Origin of the sequence: Chromobacterium sp. S0633 (assembly GCF_024158805.1) — a bacterium.
Lineage (GTDB): Bacteria > Pseudomonadota > Gammaproteobacteria > Burkholderiales > Chromobacteriaceae > Chromobacterium.
Window position 1 is genome coordinate 31552 of record NZ_JAMZGH010000008.1, and the last position, 20581, is coordinate 52132.

Below are 20581 nucleotides of genomic sequence, written 5' to 3' on the forward strand. Positions count from 1 at the left end.
CGCCGTCTCACAAGCCGAGGTGGCGCGCGTGGAAGCGCAACTGCTCCTCGATCAGGCTGGCGACGAAGTAATAGCTGTGGTCGTACTCGGCGTGGCGGTGCAGTTCCAGCGGGTAGCCGCAGGCCCGCGCCGCCTTCTCCAGCGCCTCAGGTTGCAATTGCACGTCCAGAAAGCTGTCGGCCAGACCAATGTCCACGCGCAGGGGCAGTTGCCGCGGCGCGTGCTTGAGCAGCAGGCTGGCGTCCCAGGCTTCCCAGGCGGCGCGGTCTTCGCCCAGATAGGCGGCGAAGGCCTTCTGCCCCCAGGGCGCGTTGACCGGGTGGCAGATGGGGCTGAACGCCGATGCCGAGACATAGTCCTGCGGCCGCTTCAGCGCGCAGATCAGCGCGCCGTGGCCGCCCATGGAGTGGCCGGCCACCGCGCGCAGCCCGGTGACGGGGAAGTTGGCCTCGATCAGCGCCGGCAGTTCCCGGCTGACGTAGTCGTACATCCGGTAGTGACGGTCCCACGGCGCCTGGGTGGCGTTCAGGTAAAAGCCGGCGCCCTGGCCCAGATCGAACGCTTCGTCGTCCGCCGCCTCCGCGCCGCGCGGGCTGGTGTCCGGCGCGACGATGGCCATTCCCAGTTCCGCGGCGACGCGTTGCGCGCCGGCCTTTTGCATGAAGTTCTCGTCGGTGCAGGTCAGGCCGGACAGCCAGTACAGCACCGGCACGCGCCGGTTGGCGCCGGCCTGCGGCGGCAGGTAGACGGCGAAGCGCATCCGGCAGCCCAGCGTCGTCGAATCATGCAGATACTGCCGATGCCAGCCGCCAAACGATTTGTTGGCGCTGATGTTTTCCAGGTTCACGCGGCTCTCCGGCTCAGTAATGGATCACGGAACGGATGCTCTTGCCCTCGTGCATCAGATCGAAGGCTTCGTTGACGCGCTCCAGCGGCATGGTGTGGGTGATGAAGTCGTCCAGGCGGAATTCGCCCTTCAGATAACGCTCCACGTAGTCCGGCAGCTCGCTGCGGCCGCGCACGCCGCCAAAGGCGGAGCCGCGCCATACCCGGCCGGTGACCAGCTGGAACGGGCGGGTGGAGATTTCCTGCCCGGCGCCGGCCACGCCTATGATCACCGATTCGCCCCAGCCCTTGTGGCAGCACTCCAGCGCCGCGCGCATCACCTTGACGTTGCCTATGCATTCGAAGGAGAAGTCGACGCCGCCGTCGGTCATGTCCACGATCACGTCCTGGATGGGCTTGTCGAAATCGTTGGGGTTGACGCAATCGCTGGCGCCCAGCTTTCTGGCCAGTTCGAACTTGCTCTCGTTGATGTCGATGCCGATGATGCGGCCGGCGCCGGCCATGCGCGCGCCGATGATGGCGGACAGGCCGATGCCGCCCAGGCCGAAGATGGCCACGCTGTCGCCGGCCTTGACCTTGGCGGTGTTGATCACCGCGCCCATGCCGGTGGTGACGCCGCAGCCCAGCAGGCAGACCTCTTCCAGCGGCGCGGCCGGATTGACTTTGGCCAGCGAGATTTCCGGCAGCACCGTGTATTCGGCGAAGGTGGACGTGCCCATATAGTGATAGATGGGCTTGCCGTCCTTGGAGAAGCGGGTGCTGCCGTCCGGCATCAGGCCCTTGCCCTGGGTGGCGCGGATCTTCTGGCACAGATTGGTCTTGCCGGACAGACAGAATTTGCACTCGCGGCATTCCGGGGTGTACAGCGGGATCACGTGATCGCCCACCGCCACGCTGCTGACGCCGGGGCCGACGGATTCGACGATGCCGCCGCCTTCATGGCCCAGGATGCAGGGGAACACGCCTTCCGGGTCTTCGCCGGACAGGGTGAAGGCGTCGGTGTGGCAGACGCCGGTGGCCACCATCTTCACCCGCACCTCGCCGGCGCGCGGCGGCTGCACTTCCACTTCTTCTATGCTCAGCGGCTGGCCGGCGGCCCAGGCCACGGCGGCCTTGCACTTGATGATGTCCTGGCTCATGAGCCCTCCTTGGTGTTGGATAGCCGCCGCGGGCCATAGGCCGGGCGACGGCAAAACTTTGATTGTATTTCTCGGGTTTGAATAGATAATCGTGGCAATTGGTAAATGATTTTTTCCGAGGTGGAATAATGCTGGGTTGGGAAGGCATCTGCGAATTCGTCAGCGTGGCGGAACAGGGCAGTTTCACCAAGGCGGCCCTGGCGCTGGGCATTTCCGTCGCCCAGGTCAGCCGCCAGGTCACGCAGCTGGAGCAGCGCTTGGGCGCCAAATTGCTGTACCGGACCACCCGCCATCAGGCGCTGACCGAGATCGGCGCGTTGTATCTGCGCCACTGCCGGCAGCTGCTGGATTCGCTGGAGGAGGCGGAACAGGCGATCTCGCGCCATCAGGCGCAGCCGCAGGGCAAGCTCAAGCTGACCGCGCCGCTGGCTTACGGCCAAAGCCATATCGCGCCGCTGTTGACCCGTTTCCTGCAACGCCATCCGCAGCTGGAGGCGAGCTTGAACCTGTCCAACGAGGTGCTGGACCTGGTGCAGGACGGTTACGATCTGGCGATCCGCATCGGCCATCTGAGCGACTCCACGCTGATGGCGCGGCGGCTGGCCTCGCGCCGGCACCATGTCTGCGCGGCGCCGGCCTATTTGGAGCGCTGCGGCGCGCCCTTGGAGCCGGCGGACCTGGAGCGCCACAACTGCCTGTCTTTGAGCGGCGAACACTGGCATCTGCTGGACGGCGGCCGCAGGCGGCAGGTGCGGATCAAGGGCAGCCTGCGCTGCAACAGCGGCCACGCGCTGGCGCACGCGGCGCGGCTGGGCCTGGGGCTGGCGCAATTGCCGGATTACTACGTCGCCGCCTATTTGAGCAGCGGCGAGCTGATCGAGGTGCTGGCCGATTACCGCGAGCCGGAAGAGGGCATCTGGGCCTTGACGCCGCATAACCGTCAGCTGTCGCCCAAGGTTCGGCTGCTGATGGACTTTCTGGCGGACTCCCTGACCGACGATCCGCTGGCCTTGCCGGAATAGCCGGCCGCTTTCGCGGTTGCCAAGCCCGGGCGCAGTGGCAATAATCGCGCATTCGATTTTTAGGCGGGAGCGCGGAAATGTTGGCGATTGGCGAATGCAGGGTGGAGCGGCTGGTGGTGCACCGGGTGGGCAATGCCGCGCGCGGCGAGGGCGCGCGCCTGTCCGAGCGGACCAGCTCCGTGGACGAGGAAGTGTCCTCGCTGTTGCTGGGCGGTTATCTGAAGAACATTGTGTCGGACAAGCGCCAGCATCAGTTTTTCCATGAGTCCGACCTGAATCTGAACGAAATCTACCATTACACCCGCCAGTTCTTCCGCGGCGAGCTGGATTTCCTGGCGGTGTCCCAGCGCATCGCCAAGCATTTGTACGCGCGTTCGCAGCATCCCAACATCAACGCCGGCGATCTGCTGGTGATCCTGTTTTCCGGTCTCAACGACGGCGATCGCGAACTGCGCGCGCTGGGGGTGTTCAAGTCCGAAATCCGCGACGACTTCCTCACCGTGGTGGAGTCCGGCGACGTGTTCGACATCAGCCACGCGTCCGGCATCAATCCGCGCTTGATCGACAAGGGCGCGCTGATCCTGGAGCACGGCCCCACGGTGTACGCGGTGGACCGGCTCAGCCGCGAGGCCAAGTTCTGGCTGGACGATTTCCTGAAAGCGATGCGGGTGCCGGACAAGGCGTCCAGCAGCAAGATGATGGCCAGCGTGGTGGAGCAGCTGTCGGAGGAGATAGAGGACCCGCTGCAACAGGCGCGCTTCAAGGATGAATTCCTCAATCTGGTGAGCAGCGAGGAAGACGTGTCGGCCCGCCAACTGGCCAGCGCCGCCGAGAAGTTCGTGCCGCGCGAGCAGGTGGACCAGGCCATGGGCTCCGCCGCTGAATCCTACGGCTTCGCGCTGGACGAGGAGGCGAAGCTGCCGGCCAAGGGCATGGCGCGGCAGCTGGAGAAAACCCTGTCCAAGTACGGCGTCGGCCACGGCATCAGCGTGCTGCTGCCCACGGGCATCACTTTGAAGAATATCCAGTCGCAGAACGACGGCGAGGGCGAGTTGACCTTGACCCTGCGCCTGAACAAGCGCGGCTGACCGCCCGCGGAGTCTTGCCGCGCCGGGCTAGAGGCCCGGCGCGAAACCGTTCGCCTGATTTCAGGCCAGGGGGCGTTGCCGCCAGGTCCTGCGCTAAGCTGTTCAAAGCCCGCTGCGCGGATAAAGCCTTGCACGGCGAGTTCAGCTTAGCCATGCCCATTCCCTCCTTGTGATTCCGCTTGCTGCGCCATAAGGCCTGGTCTTGCGCTCGCTCGCCAGCGCTTATTGTTTCCCTTTCCCAATCCATTGCCGGTCGCGTTTGTCCATGCCGCTTGGAGTCCGCGTGCGCGTTTGACGCTTTCCATTCGTGATGATGCCGGTTTTTAATGTTTAATTGATTCCTGTTTTTATATTGTAAATATATTTAAAAAACAAAAATGACAATTGGATTTGTTTTTAAGATAAATCCTATATTTGATTTCAGCGGATTTTCTTATCATGGCGTCTACAAGCCCTAAATAGAACGGCGTGATTCAGTTTGATTCCACACCCGAGCAGGCGTCTCCGGAACGATGACCATAGGACGCGCGGGTGTGCTGCGCGCTGTGAATTGAACCGATATGGCCGGCTCATTGAATGACGGCTCTTGCTTGGCGATGTCAATTAAGCGGGCAGCGGCAGCGCGGTTTCCCGCCGCTGCCGGGCGAGGGCGGAGAAGCTTGCCGGACCGGGTTTTCGGCCTTGAATGATTTTTTTAGATTCATTGACCTTGGCCGCGTCCTTCCGGCAATGTGCCGCCACATTGTCATTATCGAATTAGCTAAAGCAAGTCCGGAAATTAAGCTGATCAATCGTATGCTTTTTGGGATGTTGAAACGTGACAGCGCGCCAACGCGGGCGTGGCGGATATTCAGCTGTCGGTATTCCAAATGGTAGGGAATCCATGGAAAATCTTAATGTCATGGTGGTGTCCGGATCATCGCGGGACAATGAGCGCCTTCAGCGCATGCTGTCGCAGGCCGGCATTCGCAATATTCGCCATTGCGGCCATATTCGCGAGGCGGAACAGCAATTGCTGCGCGAGCCGGTGGATTTGCTGGTGTGCGATATTCAGATGCCGGACGGCGGCGGCGCCGAATTGATCGCCAAGGTGCATGCCGGCGTGCGTCGCGGCGAACTGGCCGACGCGCCCATGCTGTTGTGGCACAGCGCCGCGGGCAAGCTGTTGCAGGAGTCGCACGTCAGGCTGGCGCGCGAGGCCGGCTTCAACTACGTCTGGGCGGCGCATCCGACCATGGACGACGGCGAATGCGCGCAGTTTTTGCGCCAGGTTGAACTGGCGCGCGCGGCCATGGCCGAGGCGGCCAGAGTCAACGGCGTGCCGGGGCGCTTGGGAACCCGGCCTTTCAGCGAGCAGGAGGTGATCGAGGCCTTGTGCTCCAAAGGCAATATCTCGATAGACCTGCAACCGCAGGTGCGCTTGAGCGACGGGGTGGTGGTCGGTGCCGAGGCGCTGGCGCGCTGCATGCATCCGACGCGGGGCAATATCCGGCCATCGGTGTTTCTGCCGGTGGTGAGCAAGCTGGGCCTGGATCTGCTGCTGTTCTTCCATGTGCTCAGCGGGGTGATCTCCACCCAGCAGGCGCTGAACGCGAAGGGCGTGCGCTTGCCGATTTCCATCAACGCGTCGGCGGCTACCCTGGCGTCGCCCAATCTCGTGCGCGAGATCACCATGCGCTGGGACAAGACCAAGCTGGAACGCTCGCTGCTGGTGATCGAGCTGACGGAAAACCTGGAGCCGGAAATCGGACTCGATTTGATGGTGGCGCTGAACCAGCTGCGCGCCAATGGTTTCGACATTGCCTGCGACGATTACGGCATAGGCATCTCCTCGCTGAAGATGTTGTCCGCCATGCCGTTTTCGTCCTTGAAGCTTGATCAATTATTCGTCGCCTCGATGCTGGAGAGCTCGCGGCATTATGAAATCGTCCGCTCCTCCATCCTGCTGGGCAAGGAGTTGAATCTGCAGGTGGTGGCCGAGGGCGTGGAGAGCACACGCCACGTCAAGGCCTTGCGGGAGATGGGCTGCGAGACCGGCCAGGGCTTCGGCCTGTACCGCCCGATGGCGCCGTCGCGTTATATAGAGCTGGCGCGGCAGGCGCCGGAGGAGTGGAGCGCGCGCGGCGCGGGCGATTAGGCGCGGCCCCAAGGCGTTCCGCCGGGACAGGGGATGCGGCGGGAAGCGAATTGGTCAACTTTAACGAGAACGGCATGAGAAAAAGAATATCGCTGATGATTCTGGATGACCATGACGTGGTCAGGGTGGGGCTGGAGGCCAAGCTCAAGCAATACCCGGAGTTCGAGATTGTCGGCAGTTTCGCGCAGAGCACCCAGTTGCTGGCGGTTTTCCGCAAGCGGCTGCCGGATGTCTTGTTGATGGATTTCTCCCTGGGCAGCAACGAGGTGGACGGGCTGAACCTGATTCAGTCCATCAATGTCCGTTATCCGGAGTGCAAGGTCCTGGTGCTGTCGTCGGTGGACCTGGTAGGAACGGTCAATCTGATGCTGCGCGCGGGCGCCAGGGGTTTTTTCAGCAAGTCGCAGCCGGTGGACGCGCTGGCGGGCGCCATCCACAGCGTTTATGCCGGGCGGGTGTATCTGACCGTCAAGATGATGAGCGAGATGAATCTCTTGCTGTCGGGCGACATCAAGCTGGAGGAGGGGCGGACGCTGGACCCGTATGCGCGTTTGTCGCCGCGGGAGCGCGAGGTGGTGCGCTGCTGTCTGGACGGCATGAGCACCAGCCAGATCGCGGAGAAGTTCTCGCGCAGCATCAAGACGGTCAGCACTCAGAAAAAAGCGGCTTTCCAGAAACTGGGCATCAATACGGACAGGGAGTTGTTTTTATTGAACTCCAAATTGGAGTAGCGGTGCGATTTCAACATTTGAGCGGCCTGCTCGTCCTGTGCGGCGTTTTGTCCGCTTGCGCCGACCAGGGCAGCAAGATCCCGCTGAGCCGGGAGGAAGAGGCCTGGGTCAGCCGGAATCCGGTGGTGGACGTGTACGTGCTCAGGTCCAAACCGGCGGCCAAGCGCAAGAACAGCAACGTCCATTACAAGGGGGTCGAGGCTTTTTTCCTGCAGTACGTCAGCGAGAAAAGCGGTTTGCGCTTCAATATCGTGCAAGTGCATTCGGCGCAGGCCCTGATCGAGGCCAGCGGCAATGGGCGGGCGATGATGCTGGCCAGCATCAATCAGGACGCGATCGGCGAACTGAACCTGAACAAGAATTACTACTTCACCCAGCCGTATTCCTCGCAGCCCTTGATGGCGATCACGCGCCGCGACTACCCGGTGGTGTTCGACCACGATAATCTGCACGGGCGCAAGCTCGCCTTCATCTTCAACGACAACTCGCGCTCCTGGCTGCTGGGCGATCACGCCAACCCGGACCTGGTGGCGGCGGAGACGCCCACTCAGGCCTTGCTGGCGATCCAGGACCGGAGGGCGGACATCGGGCTGGTGCCGGAAAGCTACGCGCGCTTCCTGCTGAATTATCGTTTCCCCGATCTGAGCAGCTCCGGCGCGCTGCCCGGCTATTACGCCATTTACCGGATGGGGGTCAGCAAGCACCAGCCCTTGCTCTACGCCATCCTGCGGCGCAGCCTGGACACGATGTCGGCCGACGACGTCGACGCCGCCCGCTCCGCCTGGGAGGAGCAAGTAGCGCCGCGGCCGTCCGTCTCCAGCGTGTTCAGGAGTTACGCCGGCGAAGGCACCCTGCTGGTGCTGCTGTTCTTCGTCCTGCTGCTGGTGATACGCACCACCACCTTGCTGCTGCGCAAGGCGAGGACGGGCGAAGCGGCCAAGAGCGAGTTTCTGGCGGTGGTCAGTCATGAAATCCGCACGCCGATGAACGCCATCATCGCCGCCGGCGAACTGCTGCAGACCATGTCCTTGGGCGAGAAACAGCGGGAGCTGGTGCTGCAATCCAATCTGGCGGCCAGCAGCCTGCTGCAACTGCTCAACAATATTCTCAACGCCTCGCGGCTGGACGCGGGCCAGGAAAGCCTGGACCCGTCCTTCGTCAACGTCGGCTCCATTCTGGAAGACCAGGTCCGGCTGTACGCCTTGGCGGCCAAGATGAAAGGGCTGGAGCTGCGCTACGTCCATGCACTGCCGGAGCGCGCCTTCTGGCTGGACGCTTCGCATTTGCAGCGGGTGCTGCACAATCTGATGTCCAACGCTATCAAGTTCACCGACAAGGGCACGGTCACGCTGAAGGCGGACTTGCGCCGCGGAAAATCAAGCCGCAAGCGCGGCGTGCTGGTGTGCCAGGTGATAGACACCGGCATAGGCGTGCCGCTGGCGGCGCAGAAGAATATTTTCGACGCTTTCGTGCAGGCGGATTCCGTCGCCACCCGCAAGTTCGGCGGTTCGGGGCTGGGGCTGAGCATCTGCAAGCGCTTGGTGGAGTTGATGCAGGGGCGCATCACGCTGGACAGCGACGGCGCGTCCGGGACCATTCTCACCATCAAGCTGCCGGTGCGTTTGGGGCCGGCGCTGGTCAAGGAGGCGGCGGAGGAAGAAGCCTCCGGCCCGCCGCAGGCGGTGGGGCAGGGGCAGCTGGTGCTGGTGGTGGAAGACCATCCGGCCAATCAGCTGATGATTTGCGAGCAGCTGCGCCAATTGGGCTGCCGCGCCACGGTGGCCAGCACCGGCATGAGCAGCTTGTCCATCCTGAAGGAACACCCGGAGGTGCGCTTGATCCTGATGGACTGCAGCCTGCCGGACATCAGCGGCTACGAGGCGACGCGGCGCATCCGCGCATGGGAGCGCGAGGAGGGCGGCGCCTTGCTGCCCATCGTGGCGATTTCCGCGGCCAATGACGATCTGCACCGGGAACGGTGCATGGACAGCGGCATGAACGGCGTGCTGGTCAAGCCCCTGCGGCTCAGGGATTTGCAGCATATCTTGCTCATGTGGCTGCCGGACGCGGCGCCGGTCTCCGAGGCCGTCGAATCTCCGCCTCAGGTCAGCGGTCTATGGCAGATGTTCATCGAGCATAACGAGCGCGATTACCGCCAGGCGGTGCGGGCGGTCCAGCATGCTCACTGGTCCACGGCCAGCCAGCATCTGCACCGGATCTCCGGCGCGGCCTTGACCATGGAGCAGCGCGAGCTGGCGGAATTGGCGCGGGAACTGGAGGGCATGCTGTTGCAGGGCGGCGCGGAAGGCTTGGACGAACGCATGGACGCTTTGCGCGCGATGCTGGACCAACTGGCCGCGCAGACGCCGCCGGCCGGGAAATGAAACCGGGCGGCGGCTGGGTGGGCTATCGTTTCAGCCCTAAAAGATAGAACACGGGTTCTTAGAACGTGTTTACGATCTCGCGAGCTAAGGCGAGACAAGGCGTTGCGGCTGAGAAAGCGGAATGTACGCGTGGTACATGAGCATTTCGAAGCCGTACTCGCCGTGCCACGTCTCACGACGCGCAGCAGATCGTAACAGGTTCTTAGGCTTGCAGCGCCAGCGTGCCGCTGCGGCCGGGAATCTCTCCCATCACCACGCGGCCGGCGGGCAGCGCGGCCGCGTCCAGGCTGCTGAACAGCTCGATGCAGCTGCACAGCTGATAGCCCTGGGCTTGCCAGCCCACCAGCAGATGCTCGAAGGTATAGCCCAGACGCAGGCCTTCCAGCTCGGCGTGCAGGGTGTACACATGGCCGGTGGCCGGCGCTTCTTCGGTCAGCGCCAGGATATGGTGATGGACGTTGTCGGCGGTGAGGCCGTCCAGGCCTATCAATTCGTCCAGCGTCGGCAGCGTGGTGGGCAGCTGCGGCACGCCCAGGGGCTGGCCGGCGGCGTCCACCGGCTGGAAGGGGTGGCTGCCGCGGCCGTCGGACGCGTAAAGCATGCCCAGTTCGCGCTCATAGGCCAGCGCCGCGTCGTTGATCTGCCAGCCGGCCGCGCCGTGGGTGCGCGCCGGCTCGCCGAAGATCTGTTCGAAGCGCTCGGCCGCCTTGCGCATCTCGGCGCGGGTCCAGGCGGCGTCCTTGCCGGCGACGTAATCCTGCCACTTGATGTGGTCCCAGGTGTGAATGCCGACCTCGAAGCCCTGCGCGCGCACTTCGCGCATCAGTTCCGCCTCGCGCTTGCCGATGTCCGGGCCGGGCAGCACGGTGCCGTAGAGCAGGGTGCGGATGCCGTAGTGCTCCACCACCGAGGTGCGGGACACTTTGGACAGGAAGCCGGGACGGAACACCCGCTTGATCGCGCGGCCGGTATGGTCCGGGCCCAGGCTGAACAAAAACGTGGCCTTGGCGTGATGCTGCTGCAGCATATGCATCAGCCGCGGCACGCCGTCGCGGGTGCCGCGCCAGGTGTCGACGTCGATTTTAAGGGCGAGTTTTTTCATGGGGTATCTCTGAAACCGGCGCCGGGCTTTCTATCTCGCCTGGCGCCGGGAGCCGCTTACTCGGACAGGTCGCGGCTGGCTGCTACTTGGTCGCGGTAGTAGTCGTAGATGCCGCGCAGCGCGTCGGCCATGGTCACGCTCGGTTTCCAGTCCAGGTCCGCCATGGTGTTGGCGATCTTGGGCACGCGGTTCTGCACGTCCTGATAGCCTTTGCCGTAGTAAGCGCCGGAGGTGGTTTCCTCGATCTTCACCTTGTCGGCGTTCAGCTGGTATTCCGGGTAGACGCGGGCCAGGTCCAGCATCATCGCGGACAGTTCGCGGATGGAGTAGTTGTTGGCCGGGTTGCCGATATTGTAGATCTGACCGGAAGCCTTGCCGTCCTGGTTTTCGATGATCTTCATCAGCGCGCTGATGCCGTCGTCCACATAGGTGAAGGCGCGCTTTTGATGGCCGCCGTCCACCAGCTTGATGGTTTCGCCGCGCACGATGTGGCCCAGGAACTGGGTGATCACGCGGCTGGAGCCTTCCTTCGGCGTGTTGATGTTGTCCAGGCCGCCGCCGATCCAGTTGAACGGGCGGAACAGGGTGTAGTTCAGGCCTTCCTGCATGCCGTAGGCGTGGATCACGCGGTCCATCAGCTGTTTGGAGCAGGAGTAAATCCAGCGCGGCTTGTTGATCGGGCCGCAGATCAGCTCGGAGTTTTCCGGGTCGAACTCTTCGTCATGGCACATGCCGTAGACTTCCGAGGTGGACGGGAACACCAGGTGTTTCTTGTACTGCACGCACTGGCGCACGATGGGCAGGTTGGCTTCGAAGTCCAGCTCGAACACGCGCAGCGGATTGTTCACATAGGTGGACGGGGTGGCGATGGCCACCAGCGGCAGCACCACGTCGCACTTCTTCACGTGGTACTCGATCCACTCCTTGTTGATGGTGATGTCGCCTTCGAAGAAGTGGAAGCGCGGATGGTCTTTCCACTCGGCCACGCGGTCATCGTGCATGTCCATGCCGTAGATGTGCCAGTCGGTGGTTTCGATGATGCGCTTGGTCAGGTGGTGGCCGATGAAGCCGTTGACGCCGAGGATCAGTACTTTTTTCATTGAGATTTCCTTCATCGCCCCCCGGAAGGGAGCTGTGATTTGCATGTGTATTCCGTGAGTCCGCCGCCTCAGGCCAGCGTCAGCGTCAGTGTCGTCGCCGGATCCAGCGCCGCGCCGTCCAGCGTGGCGGACAGAACCTTCAGGCGGTCGCCGTCCACGGCGTCCAGCCACAGCGCGCCGTGTTCTGAGTGTAGCCGGGCCGCTTGCAATTGCTGGCCGTGGCCGCCGGCGCGCAGGGTTTTCCAGATCACCAGCCGTCCGCCTTCGGTGTCGGCGAAGGCGCCCGGGAACGGGTGGCTCAGCGCGCGCACGAAGTTGTGCAGCTGGGCGGCGCCGGCCAGCGGGTCGATGCGGCCGTCCTCCGGCTTGCGGCCGCCGAAATAGCCGCCCAGGCTCAAGTCCTGCTGGCGGAATTCAGTCTGGCCGGCGAGCAGGGCCGGCAGGCTGCGGGCCAGCACCATTTCCGCGGCCACGGTGACCTTGGCGAACACTTCGTCGGCGTTGTCGTCCGGCAGAATGGGCACCGCCATCTGGTCGACGACGGGGCCGTTGTCCGGTTTGACGTTCATCACGTGCAAGCTGGCGCCGGTTTCGGTTTCGCCGTGGATGATGGCCCAGTTGATCGGCACCCGGCCGCGGTATTTGGGCAGCAGCGAGCCGTGCATATTGAAGGCGCCGCGCGCCGCGGATTCCAGCAGCGGGGCCTTCAGCATGTGGCGGTAATAAAAAGAGAACAGGAAGTCCGGCCGCGCGGCCTGCACTTGGGCCAGCGTTTCCGGCGTGTTCGGGTCGTCCGGGGTGATCACCGGAATGCCGTAGTCGCGGGTGACTTGCTCCACGCTGGCGAACCAGATGTTTTCCTTGGGATTGTCGCGGTGGGTGACCACCAGCGCCACTTCCACGCCGCCGCCGATCAGCGCCTTCAGGCAGCGCACGCCGACATTGTGATAAGCGAAGACCACGGCTTTCATGGCTTGTCCTTTTGCTCCAGCACCGCGCCGATCACATAGCGCGGTCTGTCCCGCACTTCCTGGTAGATGCGGCCGATGTACTCGCCAAGCAGGCCGATGCCGAACAGCGCGATGCCGATCAGCAGGAAGGCGATGGCGAACAGGGTGAACAGGCCGCCCACTTCCGGTCCGACGATGAGGCGGCGCAGCACCAGATAGACCACCAGCACGCCGGAGCCGGCGGAAACCAGCATGCCCAGCAGCGAGAACAGCTGCAGCGGCACGATGGAGAAGCCGGTCATCAGGTCGAAGTTCAGGCGGATCAGGCTGTACAGCGAATACTTGGATTCGCCGGCGAAGCGCTCTTCATGGCCGACGGTGACTTCGGTCGGGTTCTGCGCGAACTGATAGGCCAGCGCCGGGATGAAGGTGTGCAGTTCGTTGCACTGATTGATGGTGTCGATGATGCGGCGGCTGTAGGCGCGCATCATGCAGCCCTGGTCGGTCATCTTGATGCGGGTCAGCTTCTCGCGCAGGCGGTTCATCGCGCGGCTGGCCAGATGGCGCCACAGACTGTCGTTGCGCTGGCGGCGGATGGAGCCGACGTAGTCGTGTCCCTTGTCCATTTCCGCCAGCAGCAGCTTGATGTCCTCCGGCGGGTTCTGCAAGTCGGCGTCCAGCGTCACCACCCGCTCGCCTCGGCTGTATTCGAAGCCGGCCAGGATGGCGCGATGCTGGCCGAAATTGCCGTTGAACAGCACTACCCGGGTCACGTCCGGGCGCAGGTCGAACTGCGCGGCGAGCATGGCCGGGCTCTTGTCGCGGCTGCCGTCGTTGACGAAGACGACTTCATAACGTACGCCCAGCGCATCCAGCGCCGGGTAGAGGCGGTCGAACAGCGCCGGAAGCACGTCCTGCTCGTTGTATACCGGGATGACGACGGAAAGATCGATTACGCTTTTCATAATGTTTTATACGCTCAGCACGGGCTTCAGCACGCCGCTCACGGCGGCGCACACGCGTTCCACGTCCTCGTCGGCCATGGCCGGGAACAGCGGCAGGGTGACGGTGCGGCGGCCGATGTCTTCCGCCACCGGGAAGTCGCCCGGCTGGAAGCCCATCTCGCGGAACAGGGTGAACAAATGCATGGCGGGGTAGTGCACGCCCACGCCTATGCCCAGGTCTTTCATCCGGGCGATGAATTCGCCGCGGTCCATGCTCATCCGATCCAGCGGCAGCAGCGGCTGGAACATATGCCAGTTGCTCTGGGCCATGTCCTCCAGCGGCAGCTCGCAGCCCAGCTCGCGGTCGAAATGGCGGAAATACAGCGCGGCCAGTTCGCGGCGGCGGGCGTTGAAGCCTTCCAGCCGCGGCAGTTGGCCCAGGCCGATGGCGGCGGCGATGTCGGTCATATTGGACTTGCCGCCCAGCACGTCCACGTCCATGCCGCCGTCGGCGTGGCGGGTCACGCCCTGCAGCCGCAGCTTCTCGAACAGGCGCGCCTCGTTCTCGTCGTTCAGCACCAGGCAGCCGCCTTCGCCACTGGTCATGTTCTTGTTGGCGTGGAAGCTGAAGGACACCAGATCGCCGTCGCTGCCTATGCGGCGGCCGCGCCAGTTGGCGCCCATGGACTGGGCGGCGTCCTCCACCACGCGCAGACGGTGGCGCTTGGCGATATCGTACAGGCGGTCGCGGTCCACCGGCAGGCCGGCCAGGTCCACCGGGATGATGGCGCGGGTGCGCGGCGTGATCGCTGCTTCCACCAGGTTCAGATCGATATTGCGGCTGGCGCGGTCGGCGTCGACGAACACCGGCTTGGCGCCCACCTTTAGAATGACGTTGGCGGTGGCCACCCAGCTCAGCGGGCAGGTGATCACCTCGTCGCCGGGGCCGACGCCGGCCACCTGCAAGGCCATTTCCAGCGCGGCGGTGGCGGAGGCCACCACCCGCACCGGGCGGCCGCCGACATGGGCGGACAACTCGGCTTCCAGTTGGCGGGACTTGGGACCGGTGGTGATCCAGCCGGAGCGCAGCACCTCGCCGACGGCGGCGATGGTGGCTTCGTCGATGTCCGGGCGGGTAAACGGTAGAAAATCCATATTCAAACCCTGAAAATTAGCCACGGAAGCACACGGAGATGCACGGACAAAAACAGTCATTCAAATTCGTTTTGCGCCATTGAATCTTGTCGGCTGCTGAGCGGGCGTTTTATTTTCCGTGTCATTCCGTGTGTTTCCGTGGCAAAAATAAGCCTTAACTACGTGCCACCAGCACCACGCCGATGATGATGACGCCGATGCCGATCAGTTTCTGCGCGCTCAAGGCCTCGCCGAACAGCCAATAGGCCAGCAGCGCGTTGACCACGTAGCCGATGGACAGCATGGGATAAGCGATGCTGACCTCCACCCGCGACAGCGCCATGATCCAGACCACCACGCTGACCACGTAGCAGGACAGGCCGCCGACGATGGGCAGATTGGTGGCCAGCGACCAGCCTATCGGCAACACGTTGGCGGCGGAAAAGTCAAAGTGGCCGATTTGGCGCACGCCGGCCTTCAAGCATAGCTGGGCGGCGGCGTTGAGCAGCACGCCGAGCAGAATCAGGCCGAATTCGATCAACTTCATATTAGAAGGGGTCCAAAGGTTGGCGGTTTCACGGCTTGGCCACGACGAGGCGGCGCGGATCTTGGTAGACCACCCGCATCGGCAGGCCCTGGGCTTGCAGTTCCTGATAGGTGGCGGGGTCGGTCATCGCCAGCGCGCGCGGCGCGGCCTTCCAGGCGGCGACGAATTGTTCCAGCCGCGGCATCCAGCGCTGCGGCTCCTGACCTTCGCCAAACTCGAACTCGTCGACGAACTGCACCAGGGTGACCGGGCGGCCCAGGTAGAAGGGGAAGGTCTGATCGTAATAGCGCACCGAGAACACCGGGGTGTCCTGCCCCAGATAGGGCTGAATCTGGCGCACGATTTCCTTGCTGCCCTTCAGCCGGCCGTAGCTGTCGTGGCCGGCGGCGGCGACGCTGACGGCGAGCAGGCTGCCGAAGGCCAGCCAGCACAGCGCGGCCAGTTTGCGCTCGCGGCCCAGCAAACGCCAGGCGACGACGGCGCAGGCCAGGAACAGCAGCGCGGCGATGGCGACGAAATGAGCGAAGCCATGCAGCACCTCCAGCGGGGTGTCCACCGAGGCGAAGCGGTCGACGAAGGGGTAAAGACCAAGCGCGGCCAGCCACAGCAGCAGCGCCGGCAGCAGGTGCTTCTTCAGCGCGGCGGCCGGCATGCGCAGCAGCGTGGGCGCCAGCAGCAGCGCCAGCGCCGGGAACAGCGGCAGGATGTAGGACGGCAGCTTGGAACTGGACTTGCTGAAGAAGGCGAAGATGAAGACCGACCAGATCAGCAGCAGGCGGCCGGCGCGCAGCCGCGCGCCCGGCTCGCGCCAGCCGTCGCGGCACAGCGCCGGCAGCAGGCTGGTCCAGGGCAGCAGGCCCAGCAGCAGATAGGGCACGAAATACCACGGCGCGCCGGTGCGCTTGTGCTCGGTGGTGAGAAAGCGCTCCAGGTGCTCGCGGATGAAGAAGAAATGGGCGAAGTCGGGGTTGCGCTGCGACACCAGGATGAACCACGGCGCGGTCAGCAGCAGGAACAGCGCCAGGCCGCTCAGCCAGTGCATGCGTTTCCAGAAGCCCCATTGCCAGTTGAGCAGGCTGTACAGCACCAGGGTGGCGCCGGGTATCAGCAGGCCGATCAGCCCCTTGCTCAGCGTGGCGGCGGCCATCGCCGCCCAGGTCAGCCACATCCAGTGGCGCGTTTCGCGCGGGCCGGCGTCGTCGCGCTGGGCCAGCAGGAAGCCGCACAGCGCCACGGTCAGGAAAAAGCTGACGCCCATGTCCAGAGACAGGAAATGACTGTTGGCCACGATCCAGGCGCAGCTGCCGGCGGCCAGCGCCGCGTAGCGGCCGGCGTCGACGCCCCACAGCCGGCGCGCGGTGAAGCCGCACATCGCCACCGTCAGAAAGCCGGTCAGACCGGGCCAGAAGCGGGCGGCGAACTCGTTGACGCCGAAGGCGGCGAAACTCAGCGCGCCCATCCAATATTGCAGCGCCGGCTTTTCGAAATACAGCAGGCCGTTCAGCCGCGGCGTGATCCAGTCGCCGCTGTGCAACATGAACAGCGACAGCGTGGCGTAGCGGCCCTCGTCGGCGTGAATCAGCCCGCGGTAGCCGAGGGAGCCGAACCAGACGACGGCGAACAGCAGCCACAGCGCCGGCTCCAGCCAGGGACGGGCGGCGGGGCCGGAGAGCCCGGCCGAAAAATGGGGTTGATTCATGCGGAACGGATAGTCATTGGATTATTATGGACAGCTGCGCAAGGATACCCGATTTCGCCGTCCTTGTGATTGGCTAAACTCATGTGCGGGCTGGAGAAAGCGGCGGCATCCGGCTTGGCCGCGGCGCTTAGGCCAGCCAGTCGCGCGGGGCCAGAAAGCGCTCGGTCAGCGCCGCTTCCGGGCTGCCCGGCTCCGGCTGATAATCGTACTCCCAGCGCGCCAGCGGCGGCATCGACATCAGGATGGATTCGGTGCGTCCCCCGGACTGCAGACCGAACAGGGTGCCGCGGTCCCAAACCAGATTGAATTCAACATAGCGGCCGCGGCGATAAAGCTGGAACTGACGTTCGCGATGGCCCCAGCTATCGCCTTTGCGGCGCTCGACGATGGGCAGGTAGGCGTCGGTGAAGCCCTTGCCCACCGCCTGCATGAAGCGGAAACAGGAGTCGAAGCCCCAGGCGTTCAGATCGTCGAAGAACAGGCCGCCGACGCCGCGCGCCTCTTGGCGGTGCTTCAGGAAGAAATACTCGTCGCACCAGCGCTTGTAGTCCGGATACACCTGTTCGCCGAAGGGCCGGCACACATCGCGGGCCACGCGGTGCCAGTGCACCACGTCGGCCTCCACCGGGTAGAACGGGGTCAGGTCGAAACCGCCGCCGAACCACCATACCGGCGTTTCCCCTTCTTTTTCCGCGATGAAGAAGCGGACATTGGCGTGGCTGGTGGGAATGTGCGGGTTTTCCGGATGGATCACCAGCGACACGCCCATGGCCTGGAAGCCGCGGCCGGCCAGCTCCGGCCGGTGGGCGGTGGCGGAGGCGGGCAGCGCGTCGCCGTGGACATGGGAGAAATTGACGCCGGCCTGCTCGAACAGCGTGCCCTTGGTCAGGACCCGGCTGCGTCCGCCGCCGCCGCCCGGACGCTGCCAGGCGTCCTCGACGAATTGAGCGCCGCCGTCGGCCTGCTCCAGCGCCGCGCAAATGCGGTCTTGCAGGTCCAAGAGAAAGGCTTTGACATCATTGACGCGCGGCTGGCTCATCGCAGTATCCTGAAGGCTTGAAATGGGCTGCATTGTAGCAGACGGGGCGGCGCGCGCAGGCGCGCCGCCCGGGCTTTGAACATGGGAGACGCGCATCGTGATTGATCTGTATACCTGGGGCACGCCCAATGGGCGCAAGATTTCCATCATGCTGGAAGAACTGGAGCTGCCATACGCCGTGCACACCGTGGATATCGGCAAGGGCGAGCAGTTCGCCGAGTCCTTTCTGGCCATCAGTCCCAACAACAAGATTCCGGCCATCGTCGACAGCGAGGGGCCGGATGGTCGGCCGCTGGCGATGTTCGAGTCCGGCGCCATTTTGCAATACCTGGCGGAAAAGCACGGCCGCCTGCTGCCGGCGGCGGGCGCGGCGCGCTACGAGGCGCTGCAATGGCTGATGTTCCAGATGGGCGGCTTCGGACCGATGTTGGGGCAGGCCCACCATTTCCTGCGCTATGCGCCGGAAAGCCTTCCCTATGCGCAGAAGCGCTACCACGACGAGGCCTTGCGTCTGTACGGCGTGCTGGACCGGCAGTTGGCCGGGCGGGATTACGTCGCCGGCGAGTACGGCGTCGCCGATATCGCGCTCTATCCGTGGGCGGCGCGCCATGATTGGCATCAGGTGGATCTGGCGGCGTTTCCGCGGGTAAGCGATTGGTTCCAACGCGTCGGCGAGCGGCCGGCGGTGCGGCGCGGCATGGCGGTGCCGGCGGCCTGAAACGCAAAACCAGCCGCGGACACAGGGGCCGCGGCTGGCGATGGAAGGGCGTGGCAAGGCTGAGATTAGAAGTGGTAGCTGATGCCGGCCTTCAGCACGCTGGTGCCGGACGTCTTGACCACGCTTTGGCCCGCCATCTGGAAGTCAGTGCCGGCGATGTATTCGTATTCGCCACGCAAGGACAGGTTTTTGTGCAGCTGATACTGCGCGCCGAAACCAAGACCCAAGCGGGTGTCGTTGAAAGTTTTGTTGGCAACTCGGTCGATCTTGAGCTTGGTGTGCACGTTGTTCAGGCTGGCCTTGCCGAAAACTTCCAAATCCTGGGTCACCGGCAGGATGCCCAGCACGGCGATGCGCTCGGCCTTGGTGGCGACGGAGCCGTTGCCGGTGCGGCCGCTGAAGGAGCCGTTGGCCGTGGATTTGCCGAAGTCAGCGTAGGACAGCTCGGTGGCCAGGTATTGGTTGAAGCGGTAACCGGCGCCCAGTTCCCATACCGTGCCGGCGGCCTTGGCGTCTTTCAGGACGATGTTGCGGTTGCCGGACTCCGGCTTGGAGAAGTTGTAACCGGTGTTGCCGAAGACGTAGAAGCCCGGGTCGGCGGCGTGTGCGGTCAGAGCTGCCAGGCTCAGCACGGAAGCGGTAATCAGTTTTTTCATTTTTGCGACTGTTTGCTTTGTTGATAACTGCGATATTGTGCGAACAGGAACCAAGTCAGTCTGTTGAGCTTGTAAACGCTCTTTGTGTTATCGATGGAGGGCTTGTGTAACGATCTGTAACAAAGCGGGACGGGCAGGGCAAAGAAAAGATGCCCACCGGAGCCGGCGGGCACGCAAAGTCACACAAAGGGAAAAGAGAACGGAACCGTTGCAAGACCGGCGGGGGGCCGATCCGGCTCGTGCAAACAGTTTGCTTCAGCCGGTCCTCGTCTTCCATTGTCGCTGTGTTCTGGCTTGATGACGGTTGATGACGGGGCGGCCGGGAAGTTTGCGCAGCTGTTAAATTCAATGTTTAGTTGTGATTGCTTGCAACTTTAGTTGAAGAAGGGGCGGGCGCGGCTGGCGCAGGCAAGAAAAAAGGCAAGCCTGAGGCTTGCCCTGATGGCGGCGACGCGGCGCTCAGGCGGCGGCGAAGACGGCCCAGTCGGCGTGTTCAGCGGCGGCGGCCCGGGCTTGGGCGCGCTGGTTGAAAAACTTCAGGCTGCGCTTGAGCACCTCGCCGCGTTCATTGTCCACCATCACCATGTGGTAGCTATTGGACAAGGGCATGAAGTCGACCTTGCCGCCCAGATAGCGCTGCAGATAGCGGGCCGAGCGCGGGCTGGTGATGTCGTCCTCGTCGGCATGCACGATCAGCGTCGGGCAGGTGATCTCTTCCAGCCGCGACATCAGCTGGCGGCGCAGCCCATCCACTTGGCGGATGCAGGCCAGCGGGATGTAGGCGTAGTGGAAGCGTTCGCCGCGTTCGAAGCGCTGCTGGATGGCCTTGCGGATGCGGGCGTTCTTGATGCCGAAGGGTTCGACTTCCGGCACGCGCATCTTCTTGGCCAGGCCGGGAATGCGGTAGACGATGTGGCGCGCCCAGGTCAGCTTGGGCAGGCTCCAGCCGTCCAGGAACAGCGGCGGCGCGTACAAGGCGAGGCCGTCCTGATGGTTTTCCAGCCGCGCCACTTCCAGCGCCACCAGGCCGCCCAGGCAAACGCCGGCCAGATGCACCACCTTGTGGCGCGTCTTCAGTTCCAGGTATTCCTTGCGTATGGTTTCCACCCAGTCCTGCCAGCGGACGGACAGCAGATCTTCCGGCTCGCCGCCATGTCCCGGCAACAGCGGGGTGTGCGTGACGATGTCCGCCTCCTCCAGCGTGCGTCCAAGCGCGCCAAGGTCGTATGCGCTGCCGCCCAGACCGTGTACCAGCAGGGCGGCCGGTCGTGAAGAAACCATGGGAAATACCCGAATCCAAGTTGAGATGCTGGCATTATCCCGACGCGGCGGCTTGGGGTCTGTT

At 63.9% G+C, this 20581-nt stretch carries 18 protein-coding genes; 6 read left to right on the top strand and 12 right to left on the bottom strand.

Going from position 1 to position 20581, the window contains the following annotated elements:
- Positions 1-7: 7 nt before the first annotated feature.
- Both fghA and NK214_RS07875 read right to left on the bottom strand, forming a co-directional pair.
- The gene (gene fghA, locus NK214_RS07870; protein WP_253314226.1) at positions 8-841 is read right to left on the bottom strand and encodes an S-formylglutathione hydrolase; all 834 of its coding nucleotides are present in this window, start codon (positions 839-841) and stop codon (positions 8-10) included.
- 19 nt (positions 842-860) lie between these two features.
- On the bottom strand, positions 861-1973 hold the full coding sequence (locus NK214_RS07875) for an S-(hydroxymethyl)glutathione dehydrogenase/class III alcohol dehydrogenase (protein WP_370445221.1): 1113 nt from the start codon (positions 1971-1973) through the stop codon (positions 861-863).
- A gap of 140 nt (positions 1974-2113) precedes the next feature.
- Between NK214_RS07875 and NK214_RS07880 the strand changes: the two genes are divergently transcribed.
- The 5 genes from NK214_RS07880 (at position 2114) to NK214_RS07900 (ending at position 9347) form a co-directional block, all read left to right on the top strand.
- A complete protein-coding gene (locus tag NK214_RS07880; protein ID WP_235086081.1) occupies positions 2114-3007 on the top strand; it encodes a LysR substrate-binding domain-containing protein in 894 nt (297 codons plus the stop codon).
- Positions 3008-3084: 77 nt separating this feature from the next.
- The gene (locus NK214_RS07885) at positions 3085-4095 is read left to right on the top strand and encodes a nucleoid-associated protein (RefSeq protein ID WP_253314162.1); all 1011 of its coding nucleotides are present in this window, start codon (positions 3085-3087) and stop codon (positions 4093-4095) included.
- Between the two features lie 883 nt (positions 4096-4978).
- The gene (locus NK214_RS07890; RefSeq protein ID WP_227105357.1) at positions 4979-6232 is read left to right on the top strand and encodes an EAL domain-containing protein; all 1254 of its coding nucleotides are present in this window, start codon (positions 4979-4981) and stop codon (positions 6230-6232) included.
- Positions 6233-6306: 74 nt separating this feature from the next.
- Entirely contained in the window at positions 6307-6963 is a 657-nt protein-coding gene (locus tag NK214_RS07895) for a response regulator transcription factor (protein ID WP_146176722.1), read from the top strand.
- 2 nt (positions 6964-6965) lie between these two features.
- Positions 6966-9347 carry an ATP-binding protein gene (locus NK214_RS07900; protein WP_158274356.1) on the top strand — a complete coding sequence of 794 codons (2382 nt, stop codon included), beginning with the start codon at positions 6966-6968 and terminating at the stop codon, positions 9345-9347.
- Positions 9348-9549: 202 nt separating this feature from the next.
- Here the strand turns inward: NK214_RS07900 and NK214_RS07905 are convergent, their stop codons facing one another.
- The 8 genes from NK214_RS07905 to hemF form a co-directional block, all read right to left on the bottom strand.
- On the bottom strand, positions 9550-10449 hold the full coding sequence (locus NK214_RS07905; protein WP_107800797.1) for a 4-deoxy-4-formamido-L-arabinose-phosphoundecaprenol deformylase: 900 nt from the start codon (positions 10447-10449) through the stop codon (positions 9550-9552).
- Positions 10450-10505: 56 nt separating this feature from the next.
- Positions 10506-11549, bottom strand: a complete 1044-nt coding sequence (locus NK214_RS07910; protein WP_107800796.1) for a bifunctional UDP-4-keto-pentose/UDP-xylose synthase — start codon at positions 11547-11549, stop codon at positions 10506-10508.
- Between the two features lie 68 nt (positions 11550-11617).
- The gene (locus tag NK214_RS07915) at positions 11618-12520 is read right to left on the bottom strand and encodes a formyltransferase (RefSeq protein ID WP_253314163.1); all 903 of its coding nucleotides are present in this window, start codon (positions 12518-12520) and stop codon (positions 11618-11620) included.
- Complete coding sequence (locus NK214_RS07920) at positions 12517-13464, bottom strand: glycosyltransferase (protein WP_107800794.1); 948 nt, start codon at positions 13462-13464, stop codon at positions 12517-12519. The genes NK214_RS07915 and NK214_RS07920 overlap by 4 nt, the downstream gene beginning before the upstream one ends.
- A 6-nt stretch (positions 13465-13470) precedes the next feature.
- Positions 13471-14598, bottom strand: coding sequence for a DegT/DnrJ/EryC1/StrS aminotransferase family protein (locus NK214_RS07925; RefSeq protein WP_107800793.1), 1128 nt, complete (start codon positions 14596-14598; stop codon positions 13471-13473).
- Between the two features lie 154 nt (positions 14599-14752).
- Entirely contained in the window at positions 14753-15124 is a 372-nt protein-coding gene (locus NK214_RS07930) for an SMR family transporter (RefSeq protein ID WP_107800792.1), read from the bottom strand.
- 28 nt (positions 15125-15152) lie between these two features.
- Entirely contained in the window at positions 15153-16823 is a 1671-nt protein-coding gene (locus tag NK214_RS07935; protein ID WP_253314164.1) for a glycosyltransferase family 39 protein, read from the bottom strand.
- Positions 16824-16950: 127 nt separating this feature from the next.
- A complete protein-coding gene (hemF, locus tag NK214_RS07940) occupies positions 16951-17862 on the bottom strand; it encodes an oxygen-dependent coproporphyrinogen oxidase (RefSeq protein ID WP_253314165.1) in 912 nt (303 codons plus the stop codon).
- A 97-nt stretch (positions 17863-17959) separates the two neighbouring features.
- Between hemF and NK214_RS07945 the strand changes: the two genes are divergently transcribed.
- The gene (locus tag NK214_RS07945) at positions 17960-18580 is read left to right on the top strand and encodes a glutathione S-transferase N-terminal domain-containing protein (RefSeq protein WP_253314166.1); all 621 of its coding nucleotides are present in this window, start codon (positions 17960-17962) and stop codon (positions 18578-18580) included.
- A 65-nt stretch (positions 18581-18645) separates the two neighbouring features.
- Here the strand turns inward: NK214_RS07945 and NK214_RS07950 are convergent, their stop codons facing one another.
- Both NK214_RS07950 and NK214_RS07955 read right to left on the bottom strand, forming a co-directional pair.
- A complete protein-coding gene (locus tag NK214_RS07950) occupies positions 18646-19236 on the bottom strand; it encodes a porin family protein (RefSeq protein WP_227105341.1) in 591 nt (196 codons plus the stop codon).
- A gap of 459 nt (positions 19237-19695) precedes the next feature.
- Complete coding sequence (locus tag NK214_RS07955; protein WP_107800787.1) at positions 19696-20517, bottom strand: carboxylesterase; 822 nt, start codon at positions 20515-20517, stop codon at positions 19696-19698.
- Positions 20518-20581: the final 64 nt, after the last annotated feature.